The 25,046-nt window shown below is 68.7% G+C and carries 25 protein-coding genes; 16 read left to right on the top strand and 9 right to left on the bottom strand.

Going from position 1 to position 25,046, the window contains the following annotated elements; all coding sequences use genetic code 11:
- Window positions 1-161: 161 nt before the first annotated feature.
- The 11 genes from DAT35_RS13230 (at window position 162) to DAT35_RS13180 (ending at window position 10,663) form a co-directional block, all read left to right on the top strand.
- Complete coding sequence (locus DAT35_RS13230) at window positions 162-920, top strand: hypothetical protein (RefSeq protein ID WP_108067357.1); 759 nt, start codon at window positions 162-164, stop codon at window positions 918-920.
- On the top strand, window positions 917-1,819 hold the full coding sequence (gene hemF, locus DAT35_RS13225; protein ID WP_108067356.1) for an oxygen-dependent coproporphyrinogen oxidase: 903 nt from the start codon (window positions 917-919) through the stop codon (window positions 1,817-1,819). Before DAT35_RS13230 ends, hemF begins: the two co-directional genes overlap by 4 nt.
- Window positions 1,820-1,837: 18 nt before the next feature.
- Entirely contained in the window at window positions 1,838-2,341 is a 504-nt protein-coding gene (locus DAT35_RS13220) for a hypothetical protein (protein WP_233261454.1), read from the top strand.
- Window positions 2,342-2,432: 91 nt separating this feature from the next.
- Entirely contained in the window at window positions 2,433-3,332 is a 900-nt protein-coding gene (locus DAT35_RS13215) for a hypothetical protein (protein ID WP_108067355.1), read from the top strand.
- A gap of 179 nt (window positions 3,333-3,511) precedes the next feature.
- A complete protein-coding gene (locus DAT35_RS13210) occupies window positions 3,512-4,129 on the top strand; it encodes an RNA polymerase sigma factor (RefSeq protein WP_108067354.1) in 618 nt (205 codons plus the stop codon).
- A 70-nt stretch (window positions 4,130-4,199) separates the two neighbouring features.
- Window positions 4,200-4,847 carry an anti-sigma factor gene (locus DAT35_RS13205; RefSeq protein WP_108067353.1) on the top strand — a complete coding sequence of 216 codons (648 nt, stop codon included), beginning with the start codon at window positions 4,200-4,202 and terminating at the stop codon, window positions 4,845-4,847.
- A 2-nt stretch (window positions 4,848-4,849) separates the two neighbouring features.
- A complete protein-coding gene (locus DAT35_RS13200; RefSeq protein ID WP_108067352.1) occupies window positions 4,850-5,305 on the top strand; it encodes a hypothetical protein in 456 nt (151 codons plus the stop codon).
- 477 nt (window positions 5,306-5,782) lie between these two features.
- Window positions 5,783-6,019 carry a chaperonin gene (locus DAT35_RS13195; RefSeq protein ID WP_108067351.1) on the top strand — a complete coding sequence of 79 codons (237 nt, stop codon included), beginning with the start codon at window positions 5,783-5,785 and terminating at the stop codon, window positions 6,017-6,019.
- Between the two features lie 233 nt (window positions 6,020-6,252).
- Window positions 6,253-7,584 (top strand): hypothetical protein, encoded by a 1,332-nt coding sequence (locus DAT35_RS13190; protein WP_108067350.1) that lies wholly within the window; start codon window positions 6,253-6,255, stop codon window positions 7,582-7,584.
- Between the two features lie 9 nt (window positions 7,585-7,593).
- A complete protein-coding gene (locus DAT35_RS13185) occupies window positions 7,594-8,526 on the top strand; it encodes an ion channel (protein WP_108067349.1) in 933 nt (310 codons plus the stop codon).
- Between the two features lie 46 nt (window positions 8,527-8,572).
- On the top strand, window positions 8,573-10,663 hold the full coding sequence (locus tag DAT35_RS13180) for a cation:proton antiporter (protein WP_108067348.1): 2,091 nt from the start codon (window positions 8,573-8,575) through the stop codon (window positions 10,661-10,663).
- A gap of 26 nt (window positions 10,664-10,689) precedes the next feature.
- On the opposite strand, the gene DAT35_RS13175 is transcribed toward DAT35_RS13180, so the two are convergent.
- Complete coding sequence (locus tag DAT35_RS13175; protein ID WP_108067347.1) at window positions 10,690-11,325, bottom strand: DUF4142 domain-containing protein; 636 nt, start codon at window positions 11,323-11,325, stop codon at window positions 10,690-10,692.
- Between the two features lie 147 nt (window positions 11,326-11,472).
- Between DAT35_RS13175 and DAT35_RS13170 the strand changes: the two genes are divergently transcribed.
- The gene (locus DAT35_RS13170) at window positions 11,473-12,552 is read left to right on the top strand and encodes a methyltransferase (RefSeq protein WP_108067346.1); all 1,080 of its coding nucleotides are present in this window, start codon (window positions 11,473-11,475) and stop codon (window positions 12,550-12,552) included.
- A gap of 44 nt (window positions 12,553-12,596) precedes the next feature.
- Here DAT35_RS13170 and DAT35_RS13165 read toward each other — a convergent pair whose 3' ends face one another.
- From DAT35_RS13165 to DAT35_RS13155, 3 genes are all read right to left on the bottom strand, one after another.
- Window positions 12,597-13,730 (bottom strand): NAD-binding protein, encoded by a 1,134-nt coding sequence (locus DAT35_RS13165; RefSeq protein WP_108067345.1) that lies wholly within the window; start codon window positions 13,728-13,730, stop codon window positions 12,597-12,599.
- Entirely contained in the window at window positions 13,727-15,319 is a 1,593-nt protein-coding gene (locus DAT35_RS13160) for a sodium:proton antiporter (RefSeq protein ID WP_108067344.1), read from the bottom strand. Before DAT35_RS13160 ends, DAT35_RS13165 begins: the two co-directional genes overlap by 4 nt.
- A 204-nt stretch (window positions 15,320-15,523) precedes the next feature.
- A complete protein-coding gene (locus DAT35_RS13155) occupies window positions 15,524-16,684 on the bottom strand; it encodes a sorbosone dehydrogenase family protein (protein ID WP_108067343.1) in 1,161 nt (386 codons plus the stop codon).
- 154 nt (window positions 16,685-16,838) lie between these two features.
- Between DAT35_RS13155 and DAT35_RS13150 the strand changes: the two genes are divergently transcribed.
- Genes DAT35_RS13150 through DAT35_RS13140 form a run of 3 tightly spaced genes read left to right on the top strand, consistent with a single transcriptional unit; the run spans window position 16,839 to window position 18,770 of the window.
- Window positions 16,839-17,297: a hypothetical protein gene (locus tag DAT35_RS13150; protein ID WP_108067342.1), complete on the top strand. Its 459-nt coding sequence runs from the start codon at window positions 16,839-16,841 to the stop codon at window positions 17,295-17,297.
- Window positions 17,298-17,327: 30 nt separating this feature from the next.
- Window positions 17,328-17,915 carry a hypothetical protein gene (locus tag DAT35_RS13145; RefSeq protein WP_108067341.1) on the top strand — a complete coding sequence of 196 codons (588 nt, stop codon included), beginning with the start codon at window positions 17,328-17,330 and terminating at the stop codon, window positions 17,913-17,915.
- A gap of 15 nt (window positions 17,916-17,930) precedes the next feature.
- Complete coding sequence (locus DAT35_RS13140) at window positions 17,931-18,770, top strand: 2-oxo acid dehydrogenase subunit E2 (protein ID WP_233261453.1); 840 nt, start codon at window positions 17,931-17,933, stop codon at window positions 18,768-18,770.
- On the opposite strand, the gene DAT35_RS13135 is transcribed toward DAT35_RS13140, so the two are convergent.
- The 3 genes from DAT35_RS13135 to DAT35_RS13125 form a co-directional block, all read right to left on the bottom strand.
- Window positions 18,760-19,470 (bottom strand): double-CXXCG motif protein, encoded by a 711-nt coding sequence (locus tag DAT35_RS13135; RefSeq protein WP_108067340.1) that lies wholly within the window; start codon window positions 19,468-19,470, stop codon window positions 18,760-18,762. The genes DAT35_RS13140 and DAT35_RS13135 overlap by 11 nt on opposite strands.
- Window positions 19,471-19,489: 19 nt before the next feature.
- On the bottom strand, window positions 19,490-20,227 hold the full coding sequence (locus tag DAT35_RS13130; RefSeq protein WP_233261452.1) for a TIGR02269 family lipoprotein: 738 nt from the start codon (window positions 20,225-20,227) through the stop codon (window positions 19,490-19,492).
- Between the two features lie 69 nt (window positions 20,228-20,296).
- The gene (locus DAT35_RS13125; protein ID WP_158501682.1) at window positions 20,297-21,670 is read right to left on the bottom strand and encodes a DUF2314 domain-containing protein; all 1,374 of its coding nucleotides are present in this window, start codon (window positions 21,668-21,670) and stop codon (window positions 20,297-20,299) included.
- Window positions 21,671-21,801: 131 nt separating this feature from the next.
- On the opposite strand from DAT35_RS13125, the gene DAT35_RS13120 reads away from it, so the two are divergent.
- Complete coding sequence (locus tag DAT35_RS13120) at window positions 21,802-22,293, top strand: hypothetical protein (protein WP_108067338.1); 492 nt, start codon at window positions 21,802-21,804, stop codon at window positions 22,291-22,293.
- A gap of 89 nt (window positions 22,294-22,382) precedes the next feature.
- Here the strand turns inward: DAT35_RS13120 and glnA are convergent, their stop codons facing one another.
- Both glnA and yedA read right to left on the bottom strand, forming a co-directional pair.
- Window positions 22,383-23,804, bottom strand: coding sequence for a type I glutamate--ammonia ligase (gene glnA / locus DAT35_RS13115; RefSeq protein ID WP_108067337.1), 1,422 nt, complete (start codon window positions 23,802-23,804; stop codon window positions 22,383-22,385).
- A 177-nt stretch (window positions 23,805-23,981) separates the two neighbouring features.
- Complete coding sequence (gene yedA / locus DAT35_RS13110) at window positions 23,982-24,902, bottom strand: drug/metabolite exporter YedA (RefSeq protein WP_108067336.1); 921 nt, start codon at window positions 24,900-24,902, stop codon at window positions 23,982-23,984.
- Between the last annotated feature and the right edge of the window lie 144 nt (window positions 24,903-25,046).

The following is a 25,046-nucleotide window of genomic DNA, read 5'->3' as shown; positions in this document are numbered from 1 at the left end:
GCGGCCAAGCCAAGACTCGGTCACATCCTCGCTGGCCACCCGTCCCGAGGCCTCCCTGGCCTGGGGGTACAGGTCGCGTCATGGCCCGGGTGTTCCGGGGAGGAAGAACCCCATCCGGATGCTGGCCTCCGGCGCCGGGTCAGCGCAGACTCGGAGGCCTCGTGCGAACCGTCGTCCATCTACTCGCCCTGATTGTCCTGTTCGCCCCGGCCGCACACGCCGCCTGCCCCGTGGATGGGGTGCAGGTGTTCCCCGTGCCCGGCGCGGTGGTGCCCGTCAACACCCGCTTCCTGCTCGAGGGCCTTGGCGCCTTCAGCTCGAAGGTGGCCGAGCTCCCGGGCCGCGTCCTGCGGCTCCAGTCGGATGGCCACGAGGTGGAGGTGCGCATCCAACGCGGCTGGTCGAGCACCCTCGGTCGTTCCACGGTCATCCTGCGGCCCTCGGGTCCGCTCAAGCCGGGGCTCGTCTACACGTTGCGCCTGGACGACGTGCTGCCGGGCGCGAAGGTGCTCAACGGCGCGGGCTCCTCGCTGCCCGAGTGGCACAGCGGCCGGGGTCAAGACGTGGCGCGCCCGCGCTGGCTCAAGCAGCCCGCCGTCAGCGAGGGCCTCTTCCGCCGCACCCGCGACGGCACCGAGCGCTTCGTCAAGCTGCGCATGGCCCTCAGCGAGGACAGTCCCGCCTATATGGTGGTGACGCTCTGGCGCCGCGGAGAGGACATGGCACCTCAGCACTACTTCACCCCGCTGCACGACGGTGTGGCGCTGGTGGGTCACGATGCCTGCAGTGGTGCCTTCGCCCTGGAGGATGGAAAGAGCTACCGCGCGAAGTTGGAGGTCTTCGACGCAGCGGGTAATACGGCGCCCACGGCGCCTGCCCTGCAATTCGAGGCGCCCGTGGCAACCCAGGAGAGCCGATGACGGTGGATGTGGAGAAGGTGAAGGAGCGGATGGGGGAGTTCATCCACGCGCTGCAGGACGACATCTGCGGCGCGTTGGAGCGGCTCGATGGGAAGGCCCGGTTCCGCGAGGACCTCTGGCAGCGTCCGGGAGGTGGCGGTGGGCGCAGCCGCGTGCTGGAGGACGGGGCCGTGTTGGAGAAGGCAGGCGTGAGCACCTCGGTGGTGTTCGGCGAGCTGGAGGAGGCTTTCGCGAAGAAGTTGCAGGGTGAGGGCCGCACCTTCTGGGCCGGAGGCATCTCGCTGGTGCTCCACCCGCGCAACCCGCACGTGCCCACGGTGCACGCCAACTTCCGCTTCATCCATCAGGGCGGGAAGGCCTGGTTCGGTGGCGGCGCGGACCTGACGCCGTACTACCTCTATGGAGAGGACGCGGTGCACTTCCACCGGGTCTTCAAGGAGGCATGCGACAGGCACGACCCGGCGTACTACCCGCGTTTCAAGGAGGCCTGCGACAAGTACTTCTACCTGCGCCACCGCGAGGAGGCGCGCGGCGTGGGCGGCATCTTTTTCGAGAACATGGGCGGTGACCTGGAGCAGGAGCTCGCCTTCGTGAGGGACGTGGGCCGGGCCTTCCTCCCCGCGTACCTGCCCATCGCCGAGCGGCGCAAGGACACGCCCTACACGGAGGCGCAGCGCTTCTGGCAGGAGGTGCGGCGCGGGCGCTACGTGGAGTTCAACCTCGTCTGGGACCGGGGCACCACCTTCGGGCTGGAGACGAAGGGACGCACCGAGTCCATCCTCATGTCCCTGCCGCCGCAGGTGCGCTGGCGCTACGACTACCACCCGGCGCCCGGCTCCGAGGAAGCGAAGCTGGTGGAGGTGCTCCGCAACCCGCGCGACTGGGCTGGCACCCGGTAACGAGGAGGTGGGTCCATCGTGGAGAATCCCGTTCCCGAGAAGCCGCGCATGTCCCCCTGGAAGAAGGGGGCGCTGGTGGTGGCAGTGCTCGCGATCCCCTGCCTCATGGCGGTGGCGGGGGGCGCCTTCTATTTCCTCAGCCGCCGGTTTCCCGCCCCGGACAAGTCCCTGAGCAACGAGGCGCGCGTCAACGTGCTCACGCTCTGTAGCGACGTGCAGTCCTACCGTGACGAGCACGGCGTGTTCGTCGCCGCGGGCCCGGTGCCGAAGGAGGTGCCGCGGGGTGGAAAGCCGGTGCCCTTCGAGCCGGACGAGGGCTTGAAGAAGATCGGCTTCGAGCCCGGCGAGCGCATCCATTACCAGTACCAGGTGGTGGTGCAGGAGACGCCCCTGGGCGAGGCCGAGGTCACCTGCTACGCGCGAGGGGACCTGGATGGCGATGGGCAGGTCTCCGTCTTCAGCGTGACCCTGGATGCCAACGGGATGACTTCTCCCGTGAAGGCGGAGCGGGAAGAGGAGTAACCCAGGGCCCTTGGGCAACCTGGCGGGCGCCCGGACGATAATCCGGGTGATGAACCACGCTGGACACATCAAAGGGGGGCCTGGGAGCCCCGTGGGCCCGCTCCCCACCCGGCCGTCCGAGGGCGGTCATCCGGGCCGTTCCGACACGCCGGGCCATGGTTCCGGCGGGGCTCGCGAGGAGAAGACGCGCATCGGCCGCGTGCCCTCGCATGGGGAGTTCCCTCGTCAGGGGGACCTGCCCGAGGAGAAGACGCGTATCGGTCGCGCGCCCTCGCAGCCGGAGCTGCCTCGACAGGGGAATCCGCGCGAGACGAAGCCCGAGGCGCCGAAGACCGGCATCTTCAATTTCGCCCAGGATGGCCTGGAGATGGGTGGGGCTCCGCGCTCCACCAGGACTCGCGAGCTCAAGGCCGTCGGCGTCTTCGAGGGTCCCCAGGAGCGCGAGAGCCCTCGTTCCACCCGGGAGGGCACCCGTTTCGACAAGCCTCCCTCGGCGAAGACGGCCCCGCTTCCGGAGCAACATGCGCCATTCCAGGAGCGGCGAGCCACGCCTCCGGAGTCTCTGGCGAGCAATTCCCCCACCGCCCGGGAGCAGAAGGACAGCCAGTTCGACGCAACCCCCGAGCGGGCGCCCCGGCAGAACGGGGACAGCGTCCCGGCGGCGTTCGACCCGAAGGAGCCGGAGCCGTCCGAGAGCCTGCAGACAGGCGCGCTCCCTCCGGGCCCGCTGGTGCCGGGGATGGTGCCTCCAGGTGTGAAGCCCCTGTCTTGCCAGGACGCGGCTCCGAATCCGGATGACGTTCAGGGCCGTGAGCGCCGGGGTACCCACAAGCGTCTGGGTGCCAACATGTTCTGGAATGCCCTGCACGGCCTGCGCGACTCGCCGGAGGACAGCGCGGTGCTCCAGGAGAAGTGGAGCCAGGTGGCCTTTGGGGCCATCATCGCCCTGGCGGGTGCGGCTCTGACGGTGACCCTGCTCGCCAACCTGTGAGAACCCGAGCAGGACCGTTCCCTCACCTGCCAGACGAGCACTTTCCGGCCGGCCGGCTCCTACCGCTCGTTATGGGGTGTTGGGCCGTGCTCGCCAGCCTGTGTGGCCGCCCGCCGCTGAACGTCCCATTTACCGAGAATGCTTGGGGCCAGAGGCGCTCATGGTAGGGTGGCGCACCCTTGGCTACCGACGATCTCACTCTCGTCAAGCGCGTCCGCAGTGGAGACCAGCGCGCCTTCAAGCTCCTCGTCGAGCGCTACCAACGCAAGGTCTACGCCGTCGCGTTGGGCATGCTCAAGGACAAGGAAGAGGCGATGGACGTCTCCCAGGAGGCGTTCGTCAAGGTCTACAAGTACCTCGACCACTTCAAGGGCGACTCGTCCTTCTACACCTGGCTCTACCGCATCACCGTCAACATCTGTATCGACGTGATGCGTCGGAAAGGTGCCTCCGGCGGTGAGACCGAGGAGTTCGACGAGTCCATCGCCAACGACCTGTCCGAGGCCCGCATCGGCGCCCTGGGCAGCCGTCTGGGCACCAACCCCCAGAAGAGCGCCCTGCGCCGTGAGCTGGCGGAGAAGATCCAGGAGGCCCTCGCCGCTGTTCCCGAGAAGCACCGCGCCATTCTCCTGCTGCGCGAAATCGAGGGAATGAGCTACGAGGATCTGTCTCGCACGCTGGACATTCCCAAGGGCACGGTGATGAGCCGGCTCTTCCACGCACGGGCCAAGGTTCAGAAAATCCTCAGTGAATACCTGGAGTTGGACGAGGCCAAGAGCGGGGTGGGCAGTGAGTAAAAGGGACTGGAATATCGGTTCCCTGCTGCCGTCCAACCCCCGAGTCCCCCATTAACACCGGGTGAGGAACATGGCCGGAAATCCCGCGTGCGAGCGCTTTGTCCCGATGCTGTCCCCCTACATCGACGGGGAGCTGACCCCCGCCGAGCGCGTCAACGTCGAGCGTCACCTGTCGGCCTGCCGCGACTGCGCCAGCCGCGCCGCGGACCTGCGCGCCGAGTCCGCGCTCCTGCGCGTGGGCCTGGAGATGGCGGTGGACGAGGTGGACTTCAAGGACTTTACCCAGCGCGTCATGGCGCGGGTGACGCCCGAGCGGCCCCCCTTGTTGGAGCGGCTGCGCATCTCGCTGTCGGAGATGTTCCTCTACCACCGCACCGCCATGGTCTCCTCGCTGGCCACGGCGGCCGTGCTCGCGCTGGTGATCATCCCGCTGCTGGCCAGCCAGAGTGATGTGCCGCTCGGCTACGGGGCGGACCGGATGCGGGTGCGCGCGGTGCGCGCCTCCGAGGGCGCCAAGGTGGATCCGGTGGTGCTCGAGTCCGATGATGGCAATACCATCATCTGGGTGATGGACCAGGACGCGCAGCCGCAGCACGATGCGTCCGCGGTGAAGAAGAAGCCCCAGGCCACGCACGAGGACGAGGCGGATGAGCTGGATGGAGAGCCCCTGAACAAGGACTCCGCCAAGGCCCACCCGCCCAAGGGAGGAGAGCTGTGAGGATGACGACGCGAACGCCGACGGCACTGCTGACCCTGGCCATGCTGGGGCTGTTCCTCCTGCCCATGGCGGCTCGCGCCCAGGAGCAGAAGCTCAAGGTCCAGGTGGAGGTGGTGCTCGTCTCCCAGAAGGGCACCGAGGTGGATCCGCCTCAGCTCCAGAAGATGAAGGAGACCTTCCAGAAGCAGAACTTCAACTTCACCTCCTTCAAGCGCCTGTCCCAGCAGACGCTGGAGGTGGGCAGCAAGGAGCCCACCGAGGTGAAGCTGCCCAATGGCGTGAACGCCTCGCTGAAGCTGCTGCGCATGCAGGGCGACACCGCCACCCTGCGCGTGGACGTGCCCCAGCTGTCCGCCATGGACGTGGAGTTGGGCCGCGAGGGCGCCGTCTACCAGCGCGCCGGCAAGCACGTGGGTGGCGAGCTCATCCTCGTCCTCTCCTCGCCGCCCGCGAAGTAGCCCCTCGGCTCACCAGACAATCTGGTAGGTGCAGGCGCCGCCCCCCTTTCTGGCGGCAGCCCTGCGGACCGTGCTCGACGCGCACCCACACCGAGTCCTTCGGCCGGAAGCGCTCGCACAGGGCCTCCTCTGCGGCCACTCCGGCTCCGGTGGCACGTCGCCTTTCCGATAGTGGTGCTGTGCTGTGCGCGAAAGGGTGCGCCGGACGACGGTGGAGGGGGCCGACATCGCTCGCACCGGGTGCGCGCGTCTCCGTGTGTGTCGGCTCCGGTCATTCGTTCCGGTGGGTGCTCCCCCTCGTCGGAAGAAATGTCAGTCCGTGGCACGGGTCTCCTGGGCCTCCCTCCGTGTGGGACTCCTGTGGTTTCAGGGAGTTGTGTGCGGGCACGCGGGTTGCTCTGAGGGTCTGCCGTGAGGGCGGCGGCGTGGGGCGTCGGCAACGAGACGGACAACCCAGACCAGAGGGAAGGGCGAACCATGGCGAAGACCCAGCGGCGTGGACAGGTGATGAAGCGGGTGGCGCGTCGGGTGAAGGGCACGGCGGGGCGGGCGGTGGCGAAGGCGAGCAGGCCGGTGCGCAAGGTGCAGGTGACTCTGGGGGATTTGATCGCCGCGGCCTTCGACGTGGCCGGTGAGGCGACGGCGGCCGCGAAGCTGGTGTCGTCGCGGTCCATGGCCGAGGTGACGGGCAAGCACATCGTCTTCGTCGGCTGAGCAGGTGTCGGGGCAGCGGCCCGCGTCCAGGGGAGTGCCGGGAGTGAGTGGGGAGTGGGGAGGGGATGGGGGCCATGGGTGGGGCCTCGCTCCCGGACACCTCGCTGGACGCGGGCCGAGTTCTCGAAGTCCGCGGAATGCCTGACTGCTTGCTTTCCGAGGAAGCAAGTCACGCGTGTGTTTGAAGTGCTGTCACCGGGCGGGCGGCGGGAAGCGCGGTAGAGTGGCGCGCCATGATTGGTGCCCTCGTTCTTGCCTCCGTGCTCCAGCAGGCCCCCAAGGCCTATGTCGAAAACCCGGAAGCGCCCGCGGAAGAAGGCGTCCACTTCCAGGCGGCCCTCGAGGTGGGCGGACAAGCCCTGCCCTCGGGGAGCGGAGCCAACGGGATGGACGTCTTCGGGGTCGTGGCTCCCCGTCTGGCCGTGAGGGGGGGCGATGAGTTCCAGTTCGAGCTGGGCGCTCCACTGCGGCTGCGCCTGTTCGATCAGGATCCGCTCCAGACGGAGCAGGACTACGGCGGCCGGCTGCGGCGCGAGGACTGGGACGAGCGCAGCGACTTCGGACAGATTCTGCGCTGGCTGCGCATCGGCCGGGACGATGGCCACTACCAGTTGCGCGCGGGCGACTTCTCCACCTACACGCTCGGCGCGGGCTGGTTGGTGAACCGCTACAACAACCGCATTTCGCCGGACTACCACCCCGCGGGCGCCAACTTCACTGCGTACCTCGGACCCACCCGGGTGGAGGTCTTCGCCAGCGACGTGCTGGCCACGCGCCTCTTCGCGGGCGAGTTCCGGTTGGACCTCGGCCGGGTGCTCAGTGACAAGGACACAGCCTTCGACCGCTTCCTGCTCTCGGTGGACGTGGCGCATGACTTCGGCAAGGGCGGTGGCACGACGCCCTCGCTCTCCGCGGCGAGCCTGGGCCTGCAGGCGGGCGTGCTGAAGAACGAGAAGGTGCAGCTGTGGCTGCAGGCCGCCGCGGGCGCCCGGGCGGACACGCTCATCGAGTCGGTGCCGGACTACGGCGCGGCCTTCGGCGTGGTGGTGCGCGGCAGGCCGAAGGAGATGCTGGATATCACCGGTCGGCTGGAGGCCCGGCGCCAGGGCGGCCGCTTCCGCTTCGGCTTCTTCGGTGCGGGCTACGAGTTCGCGCGCTTCTCCGGTATCGGTCTGCATGAGCAGCCGCTCGCCGAGGAGGTGCTGCCGGGGACGTTCTCCGGCTACGGCGAGGTGGCGGCGATGGTGAGCCGGGGCGGCCCGGAGGACCTGGAGCTGACGGCCAGCGCGTCCGGCGAGTACTTCGTCTCCACCGGCCGGGTGGACGCGGACGCCGTGCTCCAGGCGCACCTGCCCGGAGGCAAGACGGTGGGCGAGCTGCGCGTCATCCTCACGGACCTCACGGGGAAGCCGCGCTATACCGGGGCCCTCGAGGTGCGCCACCGCTTCGTGCCCGCGCTCTACGGCATCGTCACGGGCGGCATGGAGCTCTTCCCGCAGGCCGACGGCCGTCTGCTGCAGGGCTACACGGGGGGCCTGGGGATCGGCGTAGACTTCGAGCGCTGAGACCCTCCCATGGCGAAACTCGCGAAGGTTCCCCCCGTCCCCTTCCGTCCCCGAGCCCTGGCCCCGCTGTCCGCGGGCCTGGTCATCCTGGGCGGCCGGCGCGCGGGGCTTCGTGACGTCTACTACTTCTTCGTCTCCGGCTCCTGGTGGCGGCTGCTGGGGGCGTTCGTCGTCACCTACCTCACCCTCAACCTCCTCTTCGGGGCCGCCTTCCTCACCGTGGGCGGGGTGCAGAACGCCACGCCCGACAGCTTCGCCGACCACTTCTTCTTCAGCGTCCAGACGTTCGCCACCATCGGCTACGGGGCCATGTTCCCCACGGGGCTCGCCGCGCACCTGCTCGTCACCGTGGAGTCGATGCTGGGCCTCATGTACGTGGCCGTGGGCACCGGGCTCGTCTTCGCCAAGTTCAGCCGCCCCCGCGCTCGCGTCCTCTTCAGCTCCGTGGCCGTCATCACCCCGCGCAACGGCGTGCCCACCCTCATGTTCCGCGCCGCCAACGAGCGGAACAACCACATCGTCGAGGCGCAGATGAAGGTCGCCATCCTGCGCACCGAGGACACCCTGGAGGGCGAGCGCATCCGCCGCATCATCGACCTGCCCCTGGTGCGCAGCCAGACCCCCGTCTTCACGCTCTCCTGGACGGTGATGCACTCCATCACCCCGGACAGCCCGCTGTACGGCGCCACGCCCGAGTCGCTCGCGGCGCAGCAGGCGGAGTTCATCATCAGCCTGACGGGAATGGATGCCGTGATGGGGCAGAGCATCCACGCGCGCCACTCCCTCCTGGACACGGACCTCGTCTGGAATGCCCGGCTGGTGGACATCCTCCGCACGGACTCGGAGGGGCGCCGGGTGATGGACTACACGCGCTTCAACGAAGTGGAGCCCCTGCCCGATACGAACGAGCGCGCGACGCGGCTGTCCGTTACCCAAAGTTAGAAAGAGGCGCGCACGCCCATATGTGACGGAAGGAGGTCGGCGCGCCATGGAACAGGCTCCCGAGCTCCTCCAGGAATTGGTGGTCGTCTTCGGGGTGGCGGTGGTGGTGGTCCTGGCGCTCAGCCGGCTGCGTCTGCCCACCATCGCCGGCCTCATCGCCGCGGGTGCACTCATCGGCCCGAGCGGCCTCGGCTGGGTGCCCGACACCTGGCGCCTGGAGACCCTGGCCGAGATTGGTGTGGCCCTGCTGCTCTTCGGCATCGGCCTGGAGTTCTCGCTCGAGCGGCTGAGGCGGCTGTGGAAGGTGCTCACCCTGGGCGGAGGCCTCCAGGTGGTGCTCACCCTGCTCGCGGTGGTGGCGGTGTCCCGGGCGCTGGGCTTTCCTGCCCGCAAGGGCGTGTTCCTGGGCTTCCTGGTGGCGCTCTCCAGCACGGCCATCGTGTTGCGTGCGCTCGCCGAGCGGCAGGAGACGGATGCTCCCCACGGCCGGCTCATCGTGGGGGCGCTCATCTTCCAGGATTTGTGCGTGGTGCCGATGATGCTCGTCATCCCGCTGCTGGCCGGGCAGGAGGTGGGGGGGGCGTCCATCGCCTGGGTGCTGGCCAAGGCGGCGCTGCTGGTGGTGGCGACGCTCATCTTCGGACGGGTGGCCGTGCCTCCGCTGCTCAAGGCGGTGGCGGGTACTCGCCGGCGTGAGCTCTTCCTCCTGGCGGTGCTGGGGTTGTGCGCGGGCATCGGGTGGCTCGCCGCGCTCGCGGGCCTGTCCCTGTCGCTCGGGGCCTTCATGGCCGGAGTGGCGCTGGCGGACAGCGACTACGGCTACCAGGCCCTGGCGGACATGCTGCCGCTGCGCGAGACGTTCGCCAGCCTCTTCTTCATCTCCATCGGCATGCTCTTCGACGTGCGTGTCGTCCTCGCGCACCCGCTGCTGGTGGCGGGCCTGCTGGTGGGCGTGCTGGTGGGCAAGTCGGTGCTCGCCGCGGTGGGAGCGCTGGTAATGCGCTTTCCGCCCCGGGTGGCGGTGCTGTCGGGCGTGGGGCTGGCACAGATTGGCGAGTTCTCCTTCGTGCTGGCCAACGCGGGGCTTCAGGCGGGGCTGCTCTCCTCCGAGGAGCGGAATCTCTTCGTGTGCATGAGCGTCCTCACCATGGCCATCACCCCGGTGGCGCTGAGCTTCGCGCCCCGGCTGGCGGCGGGTGTGGCGCACCTGCGGCCGCTGGAGGTGCTGTTCGGCGCGCATGGGCCCCACCGGCTGGAGCCCGAGCACGAGGAGCTCGTCGGCCACTTCATCGTCGCGGGGCTGGGCACCGCCGGGCGCATGGTGGTGCGAGCCCTGCGCGCCAGCAACCTGCCCCACGTCATCATCGAGTTGGATCCCCACGTGGTGGCCGAGGCGCGCCGGCGCGGCGAGGTCATGTATTACGGGGACATCACCAGCACAGAGATATTGGAGCGGGCGGGCATCCACCGGGCTCGCGCCCTGGTGCTGCTCATCAGCGACCCGGAGGGGTCCCAGCGGGCGGTGTCGGCCGCGCGGAGGCTGTCCCCGGACGTGCCCATCCTGGTGAAGGTGCCGCGGCTGCGGGACATCGGGGACCTGCACGAGCGGGGTGCGAGCGACATCGTCGCCGGTGAGTTCGAAACGGCGCTGGAGGCGGTGACGCGGGTGCTGCACGCGGGCGGCGTGGCGGAGGAGGCCATGAACGGGCTGCTGGCCGCGCTGCGCCACGAGGGCGTGCCCGAGCACGGTCCCGTCTCCGGGCCCCGGCGCATGCTGGGAACCATGGGAGGGCTGCGGCGTGGCACGGCCACCACGTGCGAGCACCTGCACCTGCTGCGCTATGACGTGCTGCCCCGGACCGCGGGCTGTGAGGAGTGTCTGGCCCAGCGTCTGCGCTGGCACAACCTGCGGATGTGCCTGACGTGCGGCCACGTGGGCTGCTGCGACTCGTCCTTCGGCCGGCACGCGATGAAGCACTACGAGTCCACGGGGCACCCGCTGATGCGCTCCGCCGAGCCGGGGGAGCACTGGGGCTGGTGCTATGTCGACGCCATCGAGATCGACCCGAGGCCACCCCTTCCTCCCCTGGAGTCCGCTGCCCGGACCCCGATGGAGTCGGCGCCCGTGTCCTCCTGATGGGGGCTCGTGGGCGGGGTGCTCTTCTATTTCTTCCTCTCGTCCTTCCGCTCGCCGCTCGTGTCGCTGCCTGCGCCACCCGTGCCAGGTGTCGCCGCCTGCTGGCCCAGGAGCTGCCAGGCCCGCTCGCGGAGCTTCATGAGCTCGGGCTGCATCTCCCCGAGCAGCTTGCCGAGTGGCTGTCCGGAGAACATCTGCTGGCCCGCCAGGACGCTCGTGATGAGCCGGTCGTGATCATTGACCTGGGCGGCGAGGAAGGCCTGGTCGAACGCCTCTCCGGAGAGTGTCTTGAGCTGGCTTTCCATGGCCTTCTCGGCCGCGACGATGCTGCGCTCCTCGTCAGTGCGAGGCTTGAAGGTGCCGGCCTGCTGCTTCTGGTCCTTCAGGTACTGCTTCAGCCGATCACTGAATTCCTGATGGGTCTTCACCAGGGCGATGGCGAGCTCCTTGACCTGCGGGGACTGGCTGCCGCGCTGGGCCATCCGGGCCTCGCCGATGAGCTCTTCGTGCAGGTAGAGCATCCGCTCGACGAACTGCTTCGGGTCGGTGGAAAACGTCATCCCCCGGAACTCCATCGTCTTGCCGTGAACCGCCTGGGCCCGCGCGATTCCCGGGGCCCACAGCATTCCAACGAGCAGCAGTGCGTTCACGACAAGTCTCATGTGCTCTCCCCTGGGGGGACGGGAGGGACGCTATGAAATGCGCATACCGGGGAATCCAGTGGGCGAGCTTCCCGCAGGTGCGGCGCTGGACACTCGCAGCGCGCGAGGTTTCGGTGCTGGACGGAGGAAGGGCGGTAGAGTCCCCCCGTGAATTCATTCAGTTGGCGTTCCGAGAGCGACGAGCCTGTCCCGTCGCGGCTTTCACCCATCGATGACCGCATCACCGCCGACGCCGCGTTGAGACGCGTCCGGCGCGGCGAGCACCTGCTCTACACCGGAGATTTCCACAACGCGAAGCAGCTCCTCGGCGCCATGGGCCGCCGCCTCCCCGAGCCCCCCGCGTCACGCTCGCCCCTCGAGGCCTTCCGGGCGGAGCGCCGTGCGCGTCAGCTCGAGCATGAGACGCTCTCGCGCATCGTGGTGGAGCTCGACCGCTCCTACCGGTTGGAGTTGAAGCGGGCTCCCGACGTCGCCGAGGCCTGCCGGTGGGTGTGGGGCGAGCCCGATGCCGATAGGACCGTGGTCTCCTTGAAGACCCTGCTCGGCATGCTCGGCGCCGCGGAGTGGCGGCGCAAGGGCCTCGCGGTGCCCGGCCTCGAGGGCAAGCTCTACCCGCACTACGGCGTCTACCTGCCCACGCGCACCGACTACGTCGAGCTGCTCCTGTCGGTCACCGACGTGAAGGGCAAGAAGGTGTTCGACGTGGGCACGGGAACAGGCGTGCTCTCGTTCCTGCTCCTCCAGCGCGGAGCGGGTTCGGTGACGGCGACCGACTGCGACCCACGCGCCGTGGCGTGTGCCCGGGAGAACGCCGAACGGCTGGGGCTCTCCAAGCGCTTCGAGGTCATCGAGGGCGATCTCTTCCCGCCCGGCAAGGCCGACCTCATCGTGAGCAATCCGCCGTGGCTTCCCGAGCCGCCGAAGAACCGGGTCGACCGCGCGGTGTTCGACGAGGACAACCGCTTCCTCCGCGGCTTTCTCGAGGGACTGGGCGGACACCTCAACCCCGGGGGCGAGGGGCTGCTGATTCTCTCCGACCTCGCGGTGCTGCTCGGGTTGCGTGACGCTGACTGGCTCGACCAGGAGCTCGCGCGCAGTGGGCTCGTCGTGAAGTGGAAACGGTCAACCCCCGCGCGCCACTCGAAGGCGAAGGACCGGTCCGACCCTCTTCACGCGGCTCGGTCTCGAGAGATCACCACCCTCTACGGGCTCGCGCCCCGAGACTGAGGCTCGGGTGCTTCTCGACGGCTGTCCGTGTGTCCGTCAGGCCCTCAGCGCCCGAAGAAGCCCTTGCGCTTCTGGGGTCCGCGGTCCTGCTGCGCCATCTTCGCCAGCCGCTGGCCGAGGATGCGGCTCATCTCCAGCGCCATGGCGGGGTTGGCCATCACCACGCCCCGGAAATCATCGCGGCCCACGCTGGCCAGCTCGCACAGGTTGGCGGCCACGGCGCTCGTGGAGCGAGGCTCGCCAGTAAGCAGGGCGATCTCTCCGAAGAAGCCCCCGGGCTTCACCACCTCCACCACGCGTCCACCCTCGGCCAGCAGGCTCACCTGGCCGGAGACCACGACATAGAACGCCTCGCCCGCGTCGCCCTTCTTGAAGATGGCCTCGCCGGCCTCCTTGCGCAGGTACTCGGCGCCTCGCGCCACCGTGGTCAGCTCCTCGTCGTTCAGCGGCGCGAGGAAGTCTACCCGGCGCAGCATCTCGGCGAGCGGCGTGTCGGACGCGCGCTGGGGCTCGCTGGTGAGGCACTCCACGGCCCGGGCCAGCTCGGCGCGGCGGGCCACGAGGATGATGGTGTGTCCCGCGCGCAGCGTCGTGTTCCCGTCCGGCAGGGTGATGCGGCCTTCCGGGTCCACCAGTCCGATGAACACGCACTCGCGCGGGAAGTCGGGCAGGCTGCGCACCTGCGCCACCGTCCGGCCCGCTACCAGCGCCTTCGCGCTCACCTCCAGCTCGAAGAGGATGGCGTGCCCGGCCGCCAACGGCAGCGACCCCGCCACCTGCGGAAAGTCCATGGCCGTGGTCATCTTCGCCACCACGACCTCGGCCTCCTCTACCAGCTCGCTCACCCCGGCGAGCCGGTAGGCCTGACGGTAGCGGCTGTCCAGCATGCGCACCATGACGCGCGCGCTACTCATGGATCGCACCAGCGTCGCGAAGGCCAGGTTCTCCGCGTCTCGCGCCAGCACTCCGGCCGCGATGTCCGCGCTGGAGATGCCCGCCGACTCCAGCACATACGGGTCGTTCGCGTCCCCGCACACCGTCACCACTCCAATGTCCTCGAAGAGCCGGTTGCAGGTGACCTGGTCGCGATCCACCACCGTCACATGGTGGTGCTCCGCCACCAGCCGCGCCGCCAGCGTGCCGCCCACCCGTCCACCGCCCGCGATGAGAATCTTCATGACGCCTTCCTCCCGTCGCCCGCCGCGTCGTCATGGGCGTCCGACAGCACGTGCTCCAGCTCGAGTGTGCGCTCGTCCAGCTTCGAGAGCTGTGCCTCGGCGGTGGCCTCCGGAATGAGCCCCGCGCGCCGGGCCGACAACAGCGCCGTGCGCTCCGCGTCGATGAGGCGGCGGCGCGTGGCCAGGACGATCTTCGCCCCCTGCGCCAGGTGCTGCTCGCTGAGCCGGCGCAGCTCGCGCTCGGCGCTGGCGATGCCCACCTGGTAGTCGCTGCGCAGGTGCTCGTAGGCCGCGCGGGGGATGAGCCCCTGGTCGTGCAGCGTCTCCAGCTCCTGGCGCGCGGCACGGTTGGCGATGAGGCGCGCCTGCTGCTCGGCCACCGCGTAGGCCACCGGATCCTCCCGGAAGAGGCCGAGCCGCTTGAGGATGCCCGAGAGCATCAACCCCTGGACCACCAGGGACAGGAAGGTGACGCCGAAGGCGATGGCCACCAGCAGCTCGCGCGAGGGCGTGGCCTCCGGCAGGCCGAGCGCCAGGCCGATGGAGAGCGCGCCCTTGATGTTGCCGAGGATGAAGACGTGCTGCCAGCGCAGGGGGACGGCCTCGGAGGGGCGCGTCAGGCGCAGCACGAGGAAGGGGAGGTAGATGGCCACCGCGCGCCCGGCGAAGACGCAGGCCACCGCGAGCACCGTCTGGGGCATGTAGCGCACCAGCGTCTCCGGCCGGGTGGTGAGCCCCACCGACAGGAAGAGGAAGGTGTTCACCCCGAAGGTGGCGTACTCCCAGAAGGTGTGGATGGCCACCTGGCTCTGCGGGGCCACGTGGCGCCGCAGGTTGATGCCCGTGCTCAGGCCGGCCGTCACCGCCGCGATGGCGCCCGACAGGTGGAGCTGCTCGCCAATGACGAAGGCGGCGAAGGCCAGCGCCGTGGTCACCATGATTTCCGCGAGCGGATCCTCGGTGTGGCGGATGATGAAGCCGGCCACCAGTCCCAGGGCGAGGCCGATGGCCAGTCCACCCACGGTGGCCCCCAGCACCTTGGCGCCGATCAGCGGCAGGGACGGCGAGGCCTCGCCGCCCACCACCACGCTGGCGATGGCCGCGTAGGCCACGAGCGCGGTGCCGTCGTTGAAGAGGCTCTCGCCCTGCATGATGCCGGAGAGGCGCCGGGGCACGGGCGCGCGGCGGAAGGCGTAGAGGATGGAGACGGTGTCGGTGACGGCGAGCATGGCCCCGAGCAGCAGGGCAGGCCCCCAGGCGAGCGCCAGGGCGAAGTGGAGCGCCGTGCCGGTGGCAGCAATGGCCAGCACCATGCCCAGGGTGGCCAGCATGGCGATGGGCAGGAGGTTGGCGCGCACATTGGCCACGTCCGCGGTGATGCCGCCCTCGAAGAGGAGCAGCGGCAGGCAGACGAGGAAGACGACCTCCGGGTTGAGTGGAGGGACACCCGGGAGGATGCCTCCCACGGAGATGAGCAGGCCACCGACCACCAGCGCGACGTTGTAAGGGATACGAACGCGCTTGGCGGCGATGGCGAGCGAGCTGGCGGCCACCATCAGGCCGATGATGAGGGGCATCTCGAGGTGCACGCGGGCCCAAGACTCGCAGATGCGCGCGGTCTCCGCACGAGTTGATTGCGTGGAGGGACGGGGGCGGCGAGCCCCGGCTCGGGTGCCCTGGGAGCGGAGCGGCGGGCAGGATGGAGTGGAGCCTCCGGTTTGGGGGCCATGAAACGGCTCATCCTGTCGCTTGCTGCATGTCGACGCGGTGAGCCTGGTCGCTCCTGTCCGGGTTCAGCGGCGGATGCGCAGGATGACGTCCTTGCGCTTCTGGCAGTCCCCGCGGCCATCGCAGTTGCTGGTGGTGACGTAGAGGTGGCCGTCCGGGCCCATGATGGTTTCGCGCAGGCGGCCCCACTCGTTGCGCAGGTACACCTCATGCTGGGCGACCTGCCGGGGATTCTCCTGGGAGAAGACCACGCGGTGCAGGTGCTTCGAGCCGAGCGTGCCAATGAGCAGCGAGCCCTTCCACTCGGGGATGGCGGTCCCAGTGTAGATGGCGGCACCGCCCGGGGGCGCCGCGTCGTCCCAGGTGAGGGATGGGGTGATGAGTCCCTCGGAGGACTCGCAGCTGTAGATGGTGGGCCAGCCGAGGTTCTCTCCCTTGCGCACCACGTTGACCTCGTCATGGCCGCGGCGGAACGTCTCGCCGCTGGGCCCGTGGTCGGTGACGTAGAGCGTATCGCGGTCCTTCCAGTCGAACCCCTGGGTGTTGCGGATGCCGAGCAGGAAGACGGGCTTGCCCGGGAAGGGATTGTCCGAGGGGACCTCGCCCTCGGGGGTGAGGCGCAGCAGCTTGCCGGAGGGGGTGTCTACGTTCTGCGAGTTGCTCGGCTCGCGGGCGTCACCCGTGCCGACATAGAGCATGCCGTCCGGTCCGAAGCGGATGCGCCCACCATCGTGGTACACGGCCGCGGGGATGCCGCCGAAGATGACGCGGTCGAAGGTTGCGGTGGCGTGGTCCGCGGAGAGGGTCCAGCGCTCCACGTGGTTGCGCGCCGAGCCCTGCTCGTCGTTGGTGACGTAGACGTAGAACTGGCGGTTGGTGGCGAAGTCGGGATGGGCGGCGATGCCGAGCAGACCGCCCTCGCTGCTGTCGGCGATGTTCACGGTGGCGACGGGAGCGGGCTGGAGCGTGCCGTTGTGCAGCAGGCGGATGCGGCCGGGGCGCTCGGTGACGAGCGCATCGCCTCCCGGGAGCCAGGCGATGCCCCAGGGCACCTCGAGTCCCTCGGCGACGACGTCGACGGTGATGGGCACGGTGCCGTTGGGGCCGAAGTCATCCTCGACGAGGATGCAGTCGGGGGCGGTCAACTGCTTCGCCTGGCTCTTGCGGCAGCCGGAGCAGGCGGCGAGGAACAGCAGCAGGGTGGAGAGCACGAGGCTGGTGCGCATGCCGCATCTATGACGGGCGGTGGGAGTGTGCGCCACCGAGCAGTGGAGGGCACGTCAGGAGGTGGACGTGGCGGATGGCGGGGACTGGCTTGTGACAACCGGGTCGCACGGGCTCCGAGTAGCGTCTTCCTGAACTGTGCTCCGGGAGGTGGTGATGCTGCGTTCCGCCTTGCTGCTCGGCCTTGTCGTCCTGTTCTTCACGACGGCGTGCGTATCGTTCGTCGGCGGAGACGGCGGTGGGGGTGGCATCTCACCGTTGCAGTTCATGTTCGAGCCCTACGTGCCACCCGATGCGCTGGAGCCCGGTGGGTGGAAGGCCGCGCGGGTCATCATCAACCTGGTCCGCAAGTCGGACGAGGGACTGCGGATGGTTCCCTGCCAGGTCCAGGTCGAGGTGCCGGAGGTCAACCGCTTCGGCCCCGTTACTGACGAGTTCGCTCAGCAGGAGGCCGCGAAAGCGGCAGACGCCGCGGTCGAGCGAGTGCTTCCACAAGGGCTCGTGTCGGCGGCAATGTGTCTGAGGTTTTATGAGGAGATGCGGAAGATATTGGAGAGCTCCATTCCAGGAGCGCGAGTCCGTAGATTCATCGACATGAAAGGGAACGCCCCTTGAGCTCTTCACCCTTGTCTTGGATCGAGTGCCATGACTGAGGACTTCTCCGCCTCGCGGCTCATCGAGTTGGTCCACCGCTACTACCCCATCAATCTGTACGGTGGCGAAGAGGGCTATGATGACTCAGAGCAGTACCAGCGCATGTTGGCGCTTCGTGAGCACGCGCTGAAGAACCCGATGCGGTGGAAGATGCTGCTCGCCCGGTTGCGCGAGGCGCTACCGGAGTGCAAGGTGGAGGACTGGACCGCGCTCTTCTCAGACGACAACTGCTGGCGCGTCCGGGTGTACCTGCCGGAGGCTCGGAAACTCCCTGGGGGGGTCGAGGAAGCGCGTGCAGTGGTCGTCCTGGTGAGCATCCTCGCGCCCGTCTACGTCCTCTACAGTTCGTTTCAGCAATACGCTGGAAAGACGGCCTCGCCCTCGACGCGCTTCTACGAGGACATCCCTGAGACGAAGCCCTATGCGGACAAGGTCGAGGCCATCGTGAGGGACGTGCTCAACGTCCATCGCCTGCCCAACGAGACGCTCTTCACGCCCGTGCCCGACATCCAGGTTCGCAACACAAGCCTCGGCGACGCGAAGTTGATCGACTGCCTCTTCACCGACGACCGGTGGTAGAGGGCTCGCGAACCTGTGAGTTTCTCTCCCCATCCCACGCTTTCGAGGTCCCTCCTGCGGCGGCTCGCCCTCGGCGCCTACGTGTCTCCCAGGGACCCGAGCGCCTATGCCGCCATCGAGGTGCGCATGGAGCGCGCGCTCGCGTACGTGGAGGCCATCCGCGCCGGCTCGGGCCAGCGCCTCACGGTGACCCACCTGGTGGCCAAGGCCGCCGCCGATGCGGTGCGCCGCTACCCCGAGGCCAATGCCATCCTGCGGTGGAACCGTCCCTGGCTCCGCAAACGGGTGAGCGTCTGCGTCCTCGTCGTCCAACCCGAGCCCCTCGGCCGGGTGGACCTCACCACCGCCACCGTTCCCGATGCGGATGTGCTCTCGCTCCAGGGCTTCGCCGCCGCGATGGAGGCGCGTGTCCAGCAGGTCCGCCACCGCCGTGACACCGTCATCGAGCGGGGCAAGCGGCGCTCCTCGCTCGTCCCCGGCATCTTCATGAATGCCATCCTCCGGCTGCTCTCCTTCGTCTGGTACACCCTCAACGTGGACCTCGCGTGGGTGGGCATGCCGAGAGATCCCTTCGGCTCCATCGCCGTGTCCAACGTGGGCTCACTCGGGCTCGAGCGGGCCTGGCTGGCCATGGTGCCCTACACCCGCGTCGCCCTCTACCTCGCTCCCGGCGCCGTGCGTGACGCTCCCGTGCTCGAGGGGGACTCGCTCGTTCCCGGCAAGCTGATGACCCTCTCTTGCACCTTCGACGCCCGTCTGCTGGACCACGAGCTCGTCTCACGCGTCCTGCATCACATCGGCGCCGCGCTGCAGGACCCCGAGTCCGCCTGGGGGCCACCCATACCTACGCGATAGGCACGGGCTTGAAGACAAGGCCATCCAGTCCCAGGCGCCGGTAGGCGTCGGCGAAGCGCTCGGTGCAGATCTCAATGGAGTAGTCCGCCAACCGGAACAGATCCAGGTCGGCGGGAAACGTGCGGGCGTCCAGCAGGAGTTTCTTGGGCTTGTGGACTTGAGGCCGACTACAGCGAGGGCAGGGCGGAGGGGAGTTTGGTGGCAGGCAGTCGGGGTGCAGACGGCCCACGGGGAGGAGTTCCAGCTCGAGCAGGTCGGGCGAGTTGCGCTGGCGGAAGCGCACCTGCATGCGGCAGCCCTTGAGTCCTCGGAGTCCCTCGGCCTGGAGCTTCTCCAGAGCCTCGCGCCGTACCCTCAACGCCCCGAGGCAGCTCATGGTGAACGACCCGAAGCTGCCCTGGGCAGTACCGACCGCGGGGCCAAAGGTCGTTCCGGGTTCCAACAGCGCACCGGGAGGCAGCAGGGGACGTACCAGCTCGCGCAACCGCTCATACTCCTCAATGGGCTCGGCCCGGGCCTTCTCGAAGTCGGCCAGGGCGGCCACCGGGGTCAGATCCACGGAGGGATACGCGAGTATGGAACTCCAGGTGGTCTTGCAGGCAGGGCAGTTGCGGACTCCTGGAAGCCCCCATTTGTGCGCGGCGTTGATGAAGCCTGTGTAGCCAGCGGACTTGTCTTCATCGATGGCGAAGTACTGCATGCGTGTGCTTACCCTCTTCTCAATCACAATAGTAGGGGACGAGTGGGCCGTTCACACCGAACCGCATCATGAGCTCGCCCGCGAACCGCCAGATGTCCTCCGGTGTGACGTCCTTGCCCTTTTCTCTCGCGAACTGCCGCCACGCTTCGTTCCATTGCCCGCCTCGGGGCCCTCCACTGTGCAACCATTGGTGGAAACTCCTGGGCAGGCGGATGGTGAAGGCGTGGATGTCAATGCCATTGCGGTCGAACCATATGGCCAGGTCTTCTTCTTGAGGAAAGATGTGATGCTTCTCGTAGGGCTCGCGCGGACCCTGGATGCAGTAATGGCGGTACGTCTTCTGTGCGAGCCGCTGGCTCTCCCGCTCCCTCCAGTTGTGCCAGGGGATTTCGAAGACGGGCTCCCGCCCCGCGGGCGCGCCCAGGGGGACACCCCACCAGCGGCTGGGATTGTCCACCCCGGGGGAGCGGAGCATCGGCGCTGGCTCCAGCACCGGAGGCTCAACCGGGAGCGTCACCTGCGCCAGCAGCACGGGGTGGACGTCCACCTCCACCACGTCCTGGCAGCGCCAGAGCGCGCAGCGCTCCTCGTCGCACAGCGGCACCACGCAGCTCGGGTCCGCGCGGGCCTCTTCCCATGAGGCGGACACGGTCTCGGGCGCTTCGTCATCCCCACGCACGGCGGGCGCCGAGGTGACGCATGCGCTCATCAGCACGCCGATGAGCGCGAGCCATTTCCGCGAGACCGGAGGGTTCATGCGGTGCTCTCTATCACCGGCCGCCGTCTGGCCCGTGACCGTTCCCGCATGACCCTCGAGGCGCGTGGCTCAGCGGCCCTCTTCGCGGCGCATGAGGATGCGGCTGCTCTCTCCGCCCTCCTCGGTCCCGTCGGCGCGGGTATAGATGTAGTCGTCCACATCCTTCAGGGGGACGCTCACGAGCGAGCCGCGGCGCAGCCCTTTCACGCTGAACGGCTCGTTGGCGAGCGTGCCGCGCAGCCCGTCCTTGTCCCACCCGGTGACCACGAACCACATGTGCTCGGAGCTGCCGTCATCGGTGGGGAAGCCCGCCTTGACCGTCAGTTCCTCGGGAGGGTGCAGTCCCTTCTCCACGCGCGGCCGCAGCTCGTTCAACCGGGCGCGGGCCTTGGTCGCCACCGCCTCCAGCTCGGGGTCCCCCGGCTTGACCGGCGTGATGCTGTCGGGAGCCTTCCCGAAGAGCGCGTCGAGCGCCGCCAACTGCCGCGCGTGCGTCGTCCCGCTGCCGGGGAAGGCGAGCTCGATCAGATGGTTCTCCGGGTCGCCCTTGTCCCGGTTGGCCTCGAAGGCCCGCAGCTTCACGCTCTTGCTCGCGTCCTTCCGTCCCTTGGCCTCGAGCTGGCTGCGCGCCGTGGCGTTCTTCACGCGCGTCAGGTCCACGTCCAGGGTCCCGTTCTCCGGCAGCTCGAGGCCCTCGGCCAGCAACTGCGCCACGCCGTTGACGAGCTTTCCCATCTCGCGCGTCATGGATTGCGGAACCTGCTCCACCACGAGGTCCGGCAGGCCGAACTTCGCCATCCCGAGGGTGATGATGCGAATGCTCTCGCCCTCGCCGTACGCGTGCATGGTGATGTGCGCCGACATGATGGGGGCGCCGCTGCTCCAGCCGTCCAGCCGCTCCTCCTTCCAGCGCTGGGGTGAGTAGTACTCGCGCGTCTCGGCGTCCCACAGGATGGCGCCGCGCTCGGACGCGAGCTGATGGGCGAAGCGGGTGGCCGCCAGGAGCGCCTCGTTGCGCCGGGCGAACGGCACGTGGAAGGACAGCTTCGTGGCGTGCTTCGCCCCCATCAGGCCCTTGCGCTCGCTCTGATTCAGCCTCCGGCCGAAGTAGCGCAGGTAGTACTCCTCGATGGGCTCGAGCTCCTCCGTGGGTACCGGCCGGATGTCGACCTCGGGGGCGGGCGCGCCGGGCTTCCACGTGGAGGCGAGCTCCTTGTACTTCGACGTCAGCAGCTTGCGCGCATCGGCCACCACGTCGCCCTTGGGCGGGGTGGGGTGGTAGAGCACCACGGTGTAGGTGATGTCCTCCGAGTGGAGCAGCGGAGCGGGGAAGACGGTACGTGCCGGGGGCGTGGCCGGCTCGGCCGCGGGGGCCAGGGGTGCCAGGCACAGCAGCAGCGCACCGAGCAGCCGCGCGGCGACGGGCGCGCGAAGGAGGGACATGGAGGGTCTCCGGAAGAGGGAATGGTGTGAGGATGTAGCGCACGCATTATCCCGGCTCCGCTGACACCGGGCCATCGTCCTCGCCGGAGTTCCGGGAACGCCTGCCTGGAGGGCTGGGATAATCTGCTCTCATGGCTGCGGAAGACAGAGCACTGCGAGACACCTTGGAGCGGCTCCAGACGGAACTGCGTGAGGTGAAGGACGATCTGGCCCGCAACCGTGCCGAAGTGGCCCGGTTGGAACAGCTCTCCTCACAGGAGAAGCAGGAGCGCACGCGGATGGAGACCGCGCTGGCCGATGCCAACTCCCGCGCACGCGAGGCGGATGCCGCCTTCCAGCGTGCGCTCCACCATCTCAATCGTGCCCGCGAGCAGCGCAAGCTCGCACCGTTGGACTCCACCTCGCTCGCGCGCGAGCCCCTCGAGTTCCCGGACAAGGGCGGCTTCTGGTTGTACCGTCTGGATGCGAAGATCCGTTTCGGAAAGGGGGCCTTCATCGGCACGGTGATCGGCCTCGGCCTCGCGCGCGCCCGGGGTCTTTCGTTCCTCGCGTCAGCGGGACTCGTCGTGGGCTCGGCCCTGGTCATGGGCCTGCTCGTGTGGTGGCTCGACGACTTCCTCTGAGCCTGCCCGGAAGGCGGGGGCACCCGAATGGCGACGGGGCGCCCCGGTCTCCCGGAAGCGCCCCGTGTGGAAGCCTGGAGGAGGCGGGCTCAGATGTCGTAGTAGAGCTGGTACTCCATCGGGTGCGGACGCAGGCGGATGGCGTCCACCTCCTTCTGCTTCTGCTCAATCCAGCTGGTGAGCGAGTCCTCGCTGAAGACGTCGCCCTTGAGCAGGAACTTGTGGTCCTTCTTCAGGCAGTCCAGCGCCTCCTCCAGCGAGCCCGGCATCTTCGGCACGTCCTTGAGCTCCTCGGGGGACAGGCCGTAGATGTCCTTGTCCAGCGGCTCGCCCGGGTCGATCTTGTTCTCGATGCCGTCCAGGCCCGCCATGAGCTGCGCGGCGAACGCCAGGTACGGGTTGCAGCTCGGGTCCGGCGAGCGGAACTCCAGGCGCTTGGCCTTGGGGCTCGCGCTGAACATGGGAATCCGGATGGAGGCGCTGCGGTTGCGGCTGGAGTACGCCAGGTTCACCGGCGCCTCGTAGCCCGGCACCAGCCGCTTGTACGAGTTGTTCGTCGGGTTGCACAGCGCCGCCAGCGCCCGCGCGTGCTTGAGGATGCCGCCGATGTAGTGCAGCGCCATCTCGCTCATGCCCGCGTAGCCGTCGCCGGCGAACAGCGGCTTGTTGCCCTTCCACAGCGACTGGTGCGTGTGCATGCCGCTGCCGTTGTCCCCGTACAGGGGCTTGGGCATGAACGTCACCGACTTGCCGTGCCGCGCGGCCACGTTCTTGAGCACGTACTTGAACCACATCAGGTTGTCCGCCGTCTTCACCAGCGTGTCGAAGCGGAAGTCGATCTCCGACTGGCCCGCCGTCGCCACCTCGTGGTGCTGGCGCTCCACGGTGATGCCCACCTCCCCGAGGATGCGGACCATCTCGTCGCGCATGTCGTTGTGCGCGTCCGTGGGCATCACCGCGTTGTAGCCGTCCTTCCAGTTGGGCTTGTAGCCCAGGTTGCCGCCCGGCTCCTGGCGGCCCGTGTTCCACGCTCCCTCGATGGAGTCCACCTCGAAGAACATGTGGTACGGGTCCGTGCTGTAGCGCACGCCGTCGAAGATGAAGAACTCGGCCTCGGGGCCGAAGTACGCCGTGTCCGCCAGGCCCGTGCTCTTGAGGTACTTCTCCGCGCGGTTGGCGATGTTGCGCGGATCCCTCATGTACAGCTCCTTGGTGATGGGATCGCTCACGTTGCACAGCAGCACCAGCGTGGGCGTCTGCGTGAACGGATCCATCACCGCGGTGTTCGGGTCCGGCATCACCAGCATGTCGGAGTTGTGGATCTCCAGCCAGCCCTTGATGGACGAGCCGTCGAAGCCGAGCCCCTCCTCGAAGACGCCCTCGCTCAGCTCATGCAGGGGCACCGCGAAATGGCGCCAACGGCCGATGAAGTCGATGAAGCGCAGGCTCACCATCTGCGCGCCGTGCTCCTTGGCCAACGCCAACACGTCCTTCGCCGTCTTGGTGGTCATGGTTTCCGGAATCCTTTCCTGCCGGGGGTGGGTACTCCCGGGGCGTCGCGGACACTAGGAACGTGCCCCGCCGGAGGAAAGAGGAACCTACACGCGGCGAGACAGACACCGCGTGCCCCAGAACGTGCGCGGGGCTGTCACGTCAGCGTGACGACACTCGGGGGCTCCGGACGCCGCTCAGCGCCTGGCGCGGGTGATGAGCACCACCGCTCCGAGGATGGCGCCCATGGCCAGCATGCCGAAGGTACTCAGCGACTCGCCGGCGAAGAAGGAGCCCAGCAGCACGGCCACCATCGGGTTGACATAGGCGTAGCTGGTGGCGACCGCGGGCCGGGCGTTGCGCAGCAGGAACCCGTAGGCGCTGAAGGCCACCAGCGAGCCGAAGACGACGAGGTAGCCCACGGACAGCAGGGCGCGCGCGGGTGGCAGCGCGGCCAGGTGCTCGCCCCGGACGAAGCTGAGCAGCAGGAACATGGCGCCGCCGGTGAGCATCTGCGTGGCGGAGGACATGAGCCCCGCAGCCAGGGGCAGCCGGCGAGACCAGATGGAGCCGAAGGCCCAGCTCACCGGGCCCACCAGCAGCGCGAAGGCGGCCCACAGGTTGCCGCTCATGTCGCTGCCGAGGTTGAGCAGGATGATGCCGCAGAAGCCGATGGCCAGGCCCCAGCGCTCGGCGCGTCCCGGCCACTGGCCGAAGAGTCCGCTGAAGAGCGCGGTCCACAGCGGCACGCTGCCCACCACGAGCGCCGCCACGCCCGAGGGCACCCACTGCTGCGCGAAGACCACGGAGCCGTTGCCCATCACCAGCAGCAGGAAGCCGAGGACCGCGCCCGCTCCCCACTGGCGCGCCGAGGGGTGCGCATCCCCGCGCAGCCGCAGCACGGTGTAGAGGATGAGGCCGGCCAGGGTGAAGCGCAGCCCCGCCATGAGGAAGGGCGGGAAGCCCCCCTCCAGCGCCCAGTGGATGGCCAGGTACGTCGAGCCCCAGACCACATAGAGGGCGAAGAGACAGAAGAGGAGCAACCCACGGTTCGGGTCGGCGGGAGTGGTGTCCGCGGGCAGCGACGTGGTGGAGAGCGACGAGGTGGCGGAGGACAAGGCGCCGCGCTTTTAACGCCCTGACGTCCGGCCCGCGATGTACTCCGTCGGCCTACCCTGCGGGGCAGGAGCATGGCCGCCTGGCTCACATCGGGCGCGGGCCGCGTCTGTTCTGCGACACCCGTCCCCCGGGCGCGATGGAGG

The organism is Vitiosangium sp. GDMCC 1.1324 (assembly GCF_003044305.1).
In the GTDB taxonomy this organism is placed as follows: domain Bacteria; phylum Myxococcota; class Myxococcia; order Myxococcales; family Myxococcaceae; genus Archangium.
Note: the sequence above shows the minus strand (reverse complement) of the source record. Positions and strands in the feature narration are given on the sequence as shown.